The sequence below is a fragment of the Allobosea sp. genome, assembly GCF_048595345.1.
In the GTDB taxonomy this organism is placed as follows: Bacteria; Pseudomonadota; Alphaproteobacteria; order Rhizobiales; family Beijerinckiaceae; genus Allobosea.
In genome coordinates this window covers 36506-46962 of the sequence record NZ_JBMDWH010000229.1, presented here as the reverse complement: position 1 = coordinate 46962, position 10457 = coordinate 36506, and the positions used below count along the sequence as shown (strand labels likewise).

11 protein-coding genes are annotated in these 10457 nt (G+C 64.5%); 1 reads left to right on the top strand and 10 read right to left on the bottom strand.

Going from position 1 to position 10457, the window contains the following annotated elements; genetic code table 11:
* Positions 1-54: 54 nt before the first annotated feature.
* The 10 genes from ACOJTB_RS20350 to ACOJTB_RS20305 form a co-directional block, all read right to left on the bottom strand.
* A complete protein-coding gene (locus tag ACOJTB_RS20350; protein WP_420104343.1) occupies positions 55-1149 on the bottom strand; it encodes a nucleoid-associated protein in 1095 nt (364 codons plus the stop codon).
* A 343-nt stretch (positions 1150-1492) separates the two neighbouring features.
* Positions 1493-2953 carry a MobA/MobL family protein gene (locus tag ACOJTB_RS20345; RefSeq protein ID WP_420104342.1) on the bottom strand — a complete coding sequence of 487 codons (1461 nt, stop codon included), beginning with the start codon at positions 2951-2953 and terminating at the stop codon, positions 1493-1495.
* Positions 2954-3110: 157 nt separating this feature from the next.
* Positions 3111-3287: a hypothetical protein gene (locus ACOJTB_RS20340; RefSeq protein ID WP_420104345.1), complete on the bottom strand. Its 177-nt coding sequence runs from the start codon at positions 3285-3287 to the stop codon at positions 3111-3113.
* 177 nt (positions 3288-3464) lie between these two features.
* Positions 3465-4676, bottom strand: coding sequence for a pyridoxal phosphate-dependent aminotransferase (locus ACOJTB_RS20335; protein WP_420104341.1), 1212 nt, complete (start codon positions 4674-4676; stop codon positions 3465-3467).
* Positions 4677-4729: 53 nt separating this feature from the next.
* Positions 4730-5707: a threonine/serine dehydratase gene (locus ACOJTB_RS20330; RefSeq protein ID WP_420104340.1), complete on the bottom strand. Its 978-nt coding sequence runs from the start codon at positions 5705-5707 to the stop codon at positions 4730-4732.
* A 1-nt stretch (position 5708) separates the two neighbouring features.
* Positions 5709-6437 carry an amino acid ABC transporter ATP-binding protein gene (locus ACOJTB_RS20325; RefSeq protein WP_346502115.1) on the bottom strand — a complete coding sequence of 243 codons (729 nt, stop codon included), beginning with the start codon at positions 6435-6437 and terminating at the stop codon, positions 5709-5711.
* 56 nt (positions 6438-6493) lie between these two features.
* On the bottom strand, positions 6494-7153 hold the full coding sequence (locus ACOJTB_RS20320; RefSeq protein WP_420104339.1) for an amino acid ABC transporter permease: 660 nt from the start codon (positions 7151-7153) through the stop codon (positions 6494-6496).
* 3 nt (positions 7154-7156) lie between these two features.
* The gene (locus tag ACOJTB_RS20315) at positions 7157-7873 is read right to left on the bottom strand and encodes an amino acid ABC transporter permease (protein ID WP_420104338.1); all 717 of its coding nucleotides are present in this window, start codon (positions 7871-7873) and stop codon (positions 7157-7159) included.
* 43 nt (positions 7874-7916) lie between these two features.
* Positions 7917-8792 carry an amino acid ABC transporter substrate-binding protein gene (locus ACOJTB_RS20310; RefSeq protein WP_420104337.1) on the bottom strand — a complete coding sequence of 292 codons (876 nt, stop codon included), beginning with the start codon at positions 8790-8792 and terminating at the stop codon, positions 7917-7919.
* A 39-nt stretch (positions 8793-8831) separates the two neighbouring features.
* Positions 8832-9536, bottom strand: a complete 705-nt coding sequence (locus ACOJTB_RS20305; protein ID WP_420104336.1) for an HAD-IA family hydrolase — start codon at positions 9534-9536, stop codon at positions 8832-8834.
* Positions 9537-9757: 221 nt separating this feature from the next.
* Between ACOJTB_RS20305 and ACOJTB_RS20300 the strand changes: the two genes are divergently transcribed.
* Entirely contained in the window at positions 9758-10414 is a 657-nt protein-coding gene (locus tag ACOJTB_RS20300; RefSeq protein ID WP_420104335.1) for a GntR family transcriptional regulator, read from the top strand.
* Positions 10415-10457 lie beyond the last annotated feature (43 nt).

The following is a 10457-nucleotide window of genomic DNA, read 5'->3' as shown; positions in this document are numbered from 1 at the left end:
GACGGATGCTCGGCCTCGTGATCCAGCACCATCCGAACCGCGCGGGCACGCACCTCAGGCGAAAACTTGTTTGTTGTCTTGCTCGTCATAGCTCCACCTTCTCAGGAGTTGGAGCCTCCGACAAACCCGGAGCGGTTCACCGCCATCGGCTGCGATGGCCTCAATCTGGACTTTGCTCTTGAGGGCCTCGGGTGAGGCGGACAGTTCGATATCGCCCCCGAACTTGAGGCGCCGGCGTCGCAGACGGTTGCCCATCTGGGAGGTGTCGCGGACCACAGCGTTCGGGGTAAACTTTTTGGCGTTGAGGAACTCCGCGAACGGATCCTGCATGTGCTGCGGCAGGTAGCGGTTGCCGAACTGCTCGGCGGTGAAGGTGGGGTCCTGCTCGTCGCGCACGAAGACATACAGGCTGTCCATCACGTCCCGCTTTTTTTCAGGCTCGAGTTCAGACCTGCGCACGAACTCCCGGGTGAGGTCGAAGAACCGGGCCGTTTCGTACGGCCCATCGCTGGGCAAAGCGCAGCCCAGGAAACCTTCGTAGAAGTAGGCGGCCGCAGCCTCCCGGTTGCTGACCGAGATGTTGCTGTCGAAGACGAATGCCCTGCGGCCGTCCGGCTTCGCCTTGATGGTATCCTCAAATAGCATCAGGCCGATCTTGTAGAGCCGTGTGGCGGGGGTCAGGAAAATGTTCTGCAAGAACTCGACCACCGCTTTCGCGCCATCCTTGGAGCGGCGGAAACCGGCTTGGGTCTCAGCCTTGATAACTCCCACAAACGGCTGGGCTGTTGCGCCCACGGTGCCGTCAAAAACGATCAGCATTCCTCCCGGGATGCGGCGGGCGATTTGAGCTTCTGCGAGCTTGTTGGCAACCGCTTTCGACCCCGCAAGAAAGTGCTCATCGGACGATCCGACCAAGCTTTCCGCTAGCTCCAGGAAGCTGCCGGCACCGTGCCGCACTATGCGCATTTCCAGGCTTTGGCTTTGCCCCGACAGAGCGTCAGTCATGCGAAGGCGGAAGGCTCCCAAGGCTTCGGGGCTGAGGTTCTCCAAGTCGTCCGCAAACACAGGCGGCCGGATCGACTTGTCTTCATTGCGCTGGAACACTTCGTGGACCCCAACGCGGTTTACCTTTAGGTTCTCGAACAGCATTCTCAGACGATCTCCCCCATTAGCGCCAGAGTTGTGGCACGACCTGCGAGCGAACCGCAAATTGTCGCCGCGCATGACAGAAACGGTCGTAGAGCACTTGGGCTCGTAGGCTCTCAGGCTCACGCGCGCCGAAGCTGGTTCGACCCGGTTCGGCGTCGTTGGCTACGCTGAGCCTAACGGTTCTGGCTTCAGGATGAGCAGAGAGCTAACGGTCCGCTCTCGGGCGCCGAGCCAATGTCCGGAAGTGGCGCACTGCGCTTGGCGGCTGTCGAAAGGCAGGCTTATGAACATCTTGCCCTGGCATGCTGACGTTGAGTTCTCAGGCCTGATTTCCGACCGAGCTTCATAGGTCGCGAGGCGGCGCTCTCTGATCTGCGGTCGCGTCTTCGAAGTTCTCTAGCGAGGGTGGATCTCCTCGCGCTATGAGACGGCCATCCTGCATCCGCTGGACGTAACGCCGCCACAAGCGTAGGCCCTCTTCCGAATTCCGGGCATCAGTTGCCGCAGCGCGGCGCGGCGTCGGGAAGGGCTGGAATACGACAGCTGGTTCGATCTCGTTCTGCATCGATGCAACCTTTTCGAGCCCGGGGCGCGCAAAGTACCTGTCGATCGATCGCGCGAGCGATCCCGTCCTATCCATACGGGCGATCGCCTCCTTCAATCGGGGCCGATGGCGCCGGGAAAGATCCTGCACCGCCTCTTCGGGCAAAATCCGATTAATCGGCATGACCGGAGATCGCTGGCCCAGCGCCGCATCGACGATGTCGGTGGCGAAGGCGTCGGGTCCCTCCAGCACGACTCCGGTCCACCCCATGGCGGTCGCAAGCCCAACCATGACAGAAGCGGTTTTGCGGCTCGTCAGCGGACCGGCCGAGCGCACGAATTGAGGGCAGGCCACGATGCGGCTGCCGTCGTCGAGGACGATGCCCCAGAAGCCGACCTGGGTGCGGAAGGTGCATTCGCCGCGCGCTTTCAACGCTTCGCAGATGCTGGCAATGCCCTTCGAAGCCACGGGATTGGCGCGAGAAGCAGGGGATGAGCGCTTCGCCGGCAATGTGGGAACCGGTATGATCCATCGCTCGGAGGCGGCGTCTTCCGGCTCCTCCATCGCGATCTGACGGATTTTCTGCAGTTCGGTGACGAGTTGCCCGCGCTCGGCCTGTCGGAAAAGATGAGGCGGAAGCCGGGGCAGCGGTGGCGGCCTGTCCGCAGCCTTGTGCGAGCGCGGGTCGATCGCCTCGCTGATCCCCAGCATCGCCATAGCCTGTGTCATGCGCGCCGAAATGCTGGCGCGAAGCGCCTGCGCCTGTTGGACGAAGATCGCGTTCCAGGCACGCTCCTTTCTCCCGAATGAGGCCCCTTCGACCGAGCGCTGCGAAATCCAGATGTGAACATGGGGATGACGTTCGCCGTCGCTCGCCGGCGGCTCATGCACGTCCATCTGGGCGACCATGCCGTGCTCGATCAGCGGCGCGATGCCATAGGCGACGACGCTGGAGATCAGCGCCGTCGGAACCGCCCGGGGCAGCATGATCACGAGCCTCCGGCCCTCCTGCGCGTCCCAGCGCCTCTCGCGGAATGCCGTTTCGCCGAGCAATGCCCAAGGGTCGGTCAGGGTATCGTCGGCATGATCGGGAAGGAGCACGATCGTGCCGCGGTGGTGGATCCGGCTCGCCCGATAATCCCGCCTTTTCCCGGTCAGGTCGAACACGAGCTCGCCCATCCTGTAAGCGGCATCGTGCAGCAACGTCTGGCCTCGCGATCGCTGGATGACATCGAGATGGATATGGCAGGGAGCGGGCATGACGGCCTCGACGTATAAGGGACCTATTTGCCACCATTGAAGGTCGAGGCCGGGAAAGCCACAACGGGCGGGTCGGCTTCAAATGCGGTTGCCGGCCTCGATCGGATTGCCTGAGACGAACCGGAAAGGTGCCGTGATGCGGTGTTGAGTTACCTGCCTACCTTCCGCCCTTGGCCATGAGTTTCATGAAGTATGGTCCACCGATGAATGTGGCGAGGAGGCCTACCGGCAGGGGAAGAGCAGGTTGCGACCGAGCCAGTCGGCGAGGAAGCATGGTGAGGGCGCCGATGACGGCTGCGCCGTAGAGCTGGGGTATGTGGCGCTGAAGGCCCATCATCCGGGCCATGTGCGGGGCCATCAGACCAACGAAGGAGAGCGGCTCGACGATCAGGGGGTAACGGCTCCGGTCGGCACGGCGGTGACGAGCATCAGGCGAAAGCGGCTCAAGGTCAGCCCGCCGACGGCCCGGCTGGAGGCCTCGCCGAGCGGTCGATGAAGCGCGGATACCCATCTAGACCTTGTATCGTTCAGCCATGGTTACAATCCGTTGGGCGGCATCCAGCGCTGCACTCCGGTCCTGGGAAAAGTTCAGGCGGATGCTGTGCGGATGCGGACCGAACTCCGTTCCCGGCGTCACGATCACATTCGCCTGCTGGCGAAGCAGCCGAACAAAATCGAGCGGCGCGACGCGCAGCGCCGGCAGCGTCGGGAATACGTAGCTTCCCGCCCGCGGACGCCGGGTCGGGAAGCCCGCCTCGGCGAAGATAGCCAGCAGATCGTCGCGGATGAGCTGGTGGTCGCTCACCCGCTGCGCCATCCAGCCTGCAGGCTCGGCGAACCAAGAGCGAAGCACCGCCTGATTGTAGCCGGCCGCCCTGAGCGAGACGATCGCCTGCAGCTTCTCCATGCGGTCGACGATCTCCGGCGCACCGAAGGCGACGCCGAGACGGTAGCCGCTGAGCGACTCCGTCTTTGACGGACCCATGATGGTCACGCACTGCGCCTCCGGCAGGCCGCTCGCGCGGATATGACTGTATTGCTCGCCCTCATAGCGCAGACGGGAATAGAGTTGGTCTGCCACGACCGTGACGCTATGGCGCGTCGCCAGCTCCGCGATCCGGCCGATCTCGCGCTGCGAATAGACCGCGCCGGTCGGGTTGTTGGGGTTGGAGAAGACGAAGACCTTCGCGCCGGCGAGGAAGGCCGCCTCCAGCGCCGAGAGGTCGAGACCCGCTGCCTCGTCAGCGCCGAGATAGTCCATGGCGACCGGCACGACCTCGCCGCCAAGGAACTTCACCAGCTTGCGGTTCGCGAAGTAATCGGGCTGAACGATCGCGACCTTATCACCGGCCGCGACAGTCGCTGCCATGGCCAGGAACAGCGCGCCCTGCGTACCAGGTGTGAGGATGGTGCCGGAATCGGCCGAGACCGGCGCGCCTGTGAAAACTTCGAGCTGGCTTGCCAGCTCGGCGCGGATGTCGGCCGACCCGCGATACTCCGTATAAGCCTGTCGCCCGCCGATCCGCACGGCCTCTGCAAAGCGCTCCATCGCGTCGGGCGGCGGCGGGAAGGCGTCGATGTCGCCATGGGAAAAATCGACGGCGCGCCCGGGTAGGGACTCGCCGATCATCAGGGCGCGGATGTCGGCGTCTGAGCGCCGCACCTCTTGCCCGGGGGCGTTATCGGTCGAAAGGGCGGCGAATTTGTTGGCGAGCGAAGACATGGCGGTTCCTATGGAGCTCGATGGGCGAAGCGGTGGTGCGCGGCCGGGCGCGCTTATCGGGGCGCGATCGCGCTGCGGAAGATCTCAGGCTCGACATTGCCGCCGGAGAGCATCACCAAGGCGCGGCGTCCGCGCAGCGCCTCGGGCCGCGCCAGCAGCGCCGCCAGAGCGACGGCGCCGCCGGGTTCGACGACAAGCCGCAGATGCTCGAAGGCGAAACGGATGGCAGCGAGCACCTCGTCGTCAGAGGCGGTCAAAACCAGCGACAGCTTCTCGCGGTTGAAGGAGAACGGCAGTTCCGCCGGGGTCGGTGCCAGCAGCGCGTCGCAGAGCGAGCCGGAGAGGTGTTCATTGACCTCGCGCCGGCCACTTTCGAGCGAGCGCCGCGTGTCGTCGAAGCCTTCGGGCTCGGCAGCCCAGAGCTCGGCCCGAGAACCGATGGCCTCCAAGGCGAGACCGGTTCCGGCAGCGAGCCCGCCGCCGCCGCAAGGGACGACGACGAGATCGACCGCGCCGTCTGCCTGCTCGGCGGCTTCGAGGAAGGCCGTGCCCTGGCCGGCGATGACGAAGCGGTCGTCGCCCGGCGGCACAACGGCTACCGGTGCGCGCGCTGCAATTTGCGCCGCGATCTCCTCGCGCGATTGCGTGGCGCGGTTGTAGAGCACGACCTCGCCCTCGTTCTCGCGCACCTTGGCGATCTTGTTGGCGGGAGCGTCGCTCGGCATGACGATGGTCGCGCGGATGTCGAGCATCCGGCCCACCGTCGCCACCGCCTGGCCGTGATTGCCGGTGGAATACGCGACGACGCCGCCGGGATGGGCCGTGCGGTCGAGACGATGGAGCCGATTGTAGGCGCCGCGGAACTTGAAGGCGCCGGAGCGCTGCAGGTTCTCGCATTTGAGCAGGATCTCGCCGCCGGTAAGCCGGTCGAGGGCGGGCGAGCGCAGCAGCGGCGTGCGTACGGCCACGGGCGTGAGAACGCGCGCAGCGTCGAGGACATCGTCGGGGGTCGGTCGGAGCAGGTCGGTCATGTCAATGGGCCAGGATGCGCGAGAGGAAGAGGCGGGCGCGTTCCGAGTGGGGCGCGGCGAAGAAGCGCGCGGTCTCGGCGACCTCGACGATCTCGCCCTGGTCCATGAAGACCACCCGGTCGGCGGCGGCCTTCGCGAAGCCCATCTCGTGGGTGACGACGACCATGGTCATGCCCTCACGGGCGAGTTCGAGCATCACCGCCAGCACCTCGCCGATCATCTCTGGGTCGAGTGCCGAAGTCGGCTCGTCGAACAGCATCGCGATCGGGTCCATGGCGAGCGCCCGCACGATGGCGATGCGCTGTTGCTGACCGCCCGAGAGCTGCGACGGGTAGGCAGCCTCCTTGTCGGCGAGACCGACACGCCGAAGCAGGCCGCGGGCCTTGTCTTGAGCTTCGTCAGGGCTGCGCTTCAGCACATGGACCTGCGCCAGGCAGATATTCTCCATCACCGTGAGGTGCGGGTAGAGCTCGAAATGTTGGAACACCATGCCAACCCGCGCGCGGACTTTGGCAGCTGCTGTGGGCTTTGACGGGAGGTCCTCGCCATCGATCGCGATGCGACCCGCCTGGACCGGCTCAATTCCGTTGATACATTTGACGAAGGTGCTCTTGCCCGAGCCCGAGGGCCCGCAGATCACCACGACCTCGCCGCGCGCCACCTCAAGGCTGCAGTCGCGCAGAACCGGGACGTCGCCATAGCTCTTGGACAATCCTTCGATCCGTATCATCTCGACCATGTCGTTCATGCTGTCCCGCGGTTGCGAGGGAGGGGGTGCCAACGGCGCTAATGCGCGCGTTGCCGGCTGCTGAGGCGCTGCGCCAGCGTGCTGCCGGCGGTGCAGAGGGCGAAGTAGACGAGCGCGGCGAACACATAGAGCTCGACGATGCGGTTCTGGGTGTTCGCGACGATGCTGGCCGAGGTCATGAAGTCGTGGAGCGACACCACGTAGACCAGCGACGTGTCCTGGAAGAGCACGACGCCCTGCGTGACCATCAGTGGCGCCATCTTGCGCAGCGCCTGCGGCAGCACCACGAGGCGGATCGTTTGGAGATAGCTCATGCCCGAGGCCTGCGCGGCCTGCCATTGCCCAGGCCGCACGCTTTTCAACCCGGCCCGGATGATCTCGGAGTAATAGGCACCCTCGAACATGACGAAGGCGATCAGCACCGAATAGAGCGCGCCGACTGGCCGGCCGAGCAGGAGCGGCACCAGGAAGTAGAACCAGAAGATCACCAGGATCAGCGGTACGGCGCGAAAGCCATTCACGTAGAGCGCGGCGAGCGTCGCCAGGGCGCGGTAGCGCGAGAGCCGAGCAATGGCGAGGACCAGGCCGAGTGTCAGGCCGCCGGTCATGGCGATGGCGGTCAGCCCGAGGCTGAGGCCGAGCCCCTTCGCCAGGAAGGGCAGCGCGTCGAGAATGACGGAGATGTCGAAGCCGAACATTGCTCATCCCCTCGCGGTCGGGCCGGGGATCGAGATCCGACGCTCGATGATCGTCATCAGCGTAGTCACCATCAGGGCGATCGTCATGTAGACGACGGTCGCAGCGGTGAAGGCCTCGAAGCCCTGATAGGTGAAGCTCTGAATCTGCTGGGTCTGCGCCGTCAGCTCGTAGACGCCAATGGTCAGCGCGATCGAGGAGTTCTTGAAAATCGTCAGGAATTCCGAGGTCAGCGGAGGGATGACGATGCGGAAAGCCTGCGGCAGCAAGACGAGCCTATAGGCCTGTACCGTAGACAGCCCGGAGGCGCGTGCTGCCATCGACTGGCCGCGCGGAACGGCGGCGATGCCGGCGGCGACCTGGACCGCGACGCGAGAGGCGGTGAACAATCCCAGCGCCACGATTGCCGTCACGACTTCGGGATGGGGTAGATCCCGCTTCAGCCACGTGCCCGCCGCTTTCGGCAGCATCTCGGGCACGACAAAGAACCAGAGGAACATCTGCAGGAGCAGCGGCACGTTCCGAAACAGGTTGATGTAGGATCCGGTGACGAAGCGCACCGCCCCGGAGGTGCCGCTGTGGAAGATGCCTATCAGCGTCCCCAGGCCGAGCGCGATGCCCCAGCTAGCGATCGAGACCGCGAGCGTCATGGCGATGCCCTGGCCGAGCCACTCCAGGTAGGGGGGCTGGAAGAGGACGCCCCAGTTCCATGCGTAGTTCATGGCGTGATCTTCCCCACTCGGCTTCCGAAGCCACCGATCCCCCTCACTCTGGGATGCCGATGACCTGGAAGGTGGTCGCCAGCGGTGCCGAGAGCGGCACGCTCAGCGGCTCGAACCAAGTTCCGTAGACCTTGGCGAGCTCGCCTTCACGAGCCAGCCGAGCGAGCGTCGCGTTCACCAGCGACAGGAACACCGTGCTGTTCTTCTGCACGAGGAAGCCGTAGCTGTCGTAGGAGAGCGGCTTGCCGACGACATCGTAGTCGGCGGGCATCGGTGCCTTGCTGCGAAGCCCGAACAGCAGGATGTCGTCGGTCGAGAATGCGTCGACGCGGTCGGTCGACAGAGCAAGGAAGCCCTCCGAATTATCCCGCACCGGCACGATCCTGACGTTCAGCTTGTCGCGCTCGACGATGGCTTTGATCAGGCGCTCGGGGACCGAATTGATCGGCAGTGCGATCGACTTTCCCTTGAGGTCGGCGAGTTCGGCGATGCCAGACTTCGACTTCACCAGAAGCCGCGTCGAGGAGATGAAGAACGGGCTCGAAAAATCGACCTGTGCCTGACGCCCGATCGTGTTGACTGCCGATTCACAGGAGATGTCGACGGTGCCGTTGGCGACCAGCGGAATGCGGTTCTGCAGATTGACCGGCACCCATTTGATCTCAAGCTCCGGCAGGCCGAGCGCCGTTTCCACGGTCGCCGCGACCCGGGTGCAGAGCTCGGTCGAGTAACCGGTCGGCTTGCCCTGAGCGTCGATATAGGAGAACGGGATCGAAGATTCGCGATAGCCGATCGAGATCGACTTCTTCGCCTTGATCCGCTCGATCACAGCATCCGTCGCCTGCGCTTGTACCGCCGACGTCGTTCCCAATGCCAGGCTGACGGCGATGGCGGCCAGTCCCAAAATCCTGCGTTTCATGTTCCGTTCCCTTATCGTTGCCGGTTGTTGCTGGAAGACTCAGGCGATGGCGTCGAGCAGCTCCGCGAGGCTCGACACTGTCAGGTCCGGCCGGGCCTCGGCTGCGCCTTCGCCGGAGAGGCCGAGAAGTCGGTCGGGCCTGTTGATCCAGGCCGATTTCAGCCCGAGCCTGTTGGCGGGCGTGATGTCGGCGCGAAGGCTCTGGCCGACATGCAGGACGCGCTGCCGCGGGATCCCGGCTGCATCGAGATCTGCGAGCGCCGTGGCGAAATGCTCGTCACTGGGCTTGTAGGCGCCGACGCGCTCGGCCGTAACCACGATGTCGAAGCGGATGTTCATCTTGGCGCATGAAGAGGCCAGAGAGGCGTTGTCGATGTTGGACAGCGCCCCGATCCTGGCGCGCGCCTGCAGCGCCTTCAGACCGGCCTCGGTGTCGGCATAGGCCGGCCAGTCATGCGGAGTCCGCGAGAACGCTTCGCGCCTGACAGGATCGACCGCGACGCCGAAATCGGCCGAGATCCTGTCGAAGCAGCGGCGGAGCACCTCGGGATAGAGATGAGCCGGGCGCTCCTTCTGGATGACGGCACGGGCACGGTCAAAAGACATGATCAGCGCTTCGCCAGTCGCGTTGACGCGCTGCTCCTGCGCCCAATCCTGCAGGAAGGCGACGATCGACGGCTCCCAGTCGATCAGGGTGCCGTAGACGTCGAAGGTGACGGCGTCGAAGTCGGACAAGCGAAGCATGAGAAACCCGTTCCGTTTAAGCTGGAGTAAATTAGCGATAATCGCTAAAATGGATATCGTCAACTCCGCGATGGCCGGGGGCGCCTCAGGGGACTTCACGTCGAATTTTAGATTCTCATGTCTGATTGACTTCGACCGGCTGCTAGCCGAGAAGCTGGCTCTTGGACCTGTTAAATCGCTAATTCACAAAGGGGTGCCGTCGCGTGGACACGCAGAGCATCGTGGAGCTGGCCTCGCGCCGGGACAGCCGCTCGGCCGCCGAGATCGTCGCGGACGACCTGCGTGCCGCCATTCTGCGCAATCGCCTGGCCGGCGGCGAGCGGCTGCGGCAGGACGCGATTGCGACGCAGTTCGGCGTTAGCCAGATGATCGTGCGCGAGGCCTTCAAGCAGCTCGTCGGCGAGGGATTCCTCACCGCCGAGCCGCGCCGCGGCGTCGCCGTCGCGCTGATGAGCCGCGACGAGGCCTGGGAAATCAGCCAGTTGCGGGCGATCCTGGAATGCCAAGCATTACGTTGGGCGATTCCCAACATGGTGCGCGCCGATTTTCTTTCTGCTGCCGAAGTGCTCGACGAACTCGATGCGGCCACCGCGGTCGACGCGAAGATCCTGCTGAACGGCCGTTTTCATCAGATCCTATACACACCGGCTAGGCGCACGCGCACGCTGGAGATGATCGAGACGCTGCGGATGAACTTCGAGCGCTACCTGCGCTACACTTGGGAGCAAACGCATCATCTCGAACAGTCCCAGGCCGAGCATCGCAGCATTCTGACGCTCTGCGAGATGCGCGACGTCGAGCGAGCCTGCGATCTCCTGCGGAAACATGTGCTCGCGACGGGCGACCTTCTCGTCGACAGCCTCGCGCCGCGCGCCTAGCCATCCGGAGGGGCGCCCTCGCGAGAGGCCTCCTTCGTTATCA

What these genes read in the sequence shown, in the direction of transcription:
- ACOJTB_RS20320 (WP_420104339.1), bottom strand. Translation starts at nt 7,153, where the DNA reads ATGTTCGGCTTCGACATCTCCGTCATTCTCGACGCGCTGCCCTTCCTG.
- ACOJTB_RS20335 (WP_420104341.1), bottom strand. Translation starts at nt 4,676, where the DNA reads ATGTCTTCGCTCGCCAACAAATTCGCCGCCCTTTCGACCGATAACGCC.
- ACOJTB_RS20325 (WP_346502115.1), bottom strand. Translation starts at nt 6,437, where the DNA reads ATGATACGGATCGAAGGATTGTCCAAGAGCTATGGCGACGTCCCGGTT.
- ACOJTB_RS20315 (WP_420104338.1), bottom strand. Translation starts at nt 7,873, where the DNA reads ATGAACTACGCATGGAACTGGGGCGTCCTCTTCCAGCCCCCCTACCTG.
- ACOJTB_RS20340 (WP_420104345.1), bottom strand. Translation starts at nt 3,287, where the DNA reads ATGGGCCTTCAGCGCCACATACCCCAGCTCTACGGCGCAGCCGTCATC.
- ACOJTB_RS20310 (WP_420104337.1), bottom strand. Translation starts at nt 8,792, where the DNA reads ATGAAACGCAGGATTTTGGGACTGGCCGCCATCGCCGTCAGCCTGGCA.
- ACOJTB_RS20330 (WP_420104340.1), bottom strand. Translation starts at nt 5,707, where the DNA reads ATGACCGACCTGCTCCGACCGACCCCCGACGATGTCCTCGACGCTGCG.
- ACOJTB_RS20350 (WP_420104343.1), bottom strand. Translation starts at nt 1,149, where the DNA reads ATGCTGTTCGAGAACCTAAAGGTAAACCGCGTTGGGGTCCACGAAGTG.
- ACOJTB_RS20305 (WP_420104336.1), bottom strand. Translation starts at nt 9,536, where the DNA reads ATGCTTCGCTTGTCCGACTTCGACGCCGTCACCTTCGACGTCTACGGC.
- ACOJTB_RS20345 (WP_420104342.1), bottom strand. Translation starts at nt 2,953, where the DNA reads ATGCCCGCTCCCTGCCATATCCATCTCGATGTCATCCAGCGATCGCGA.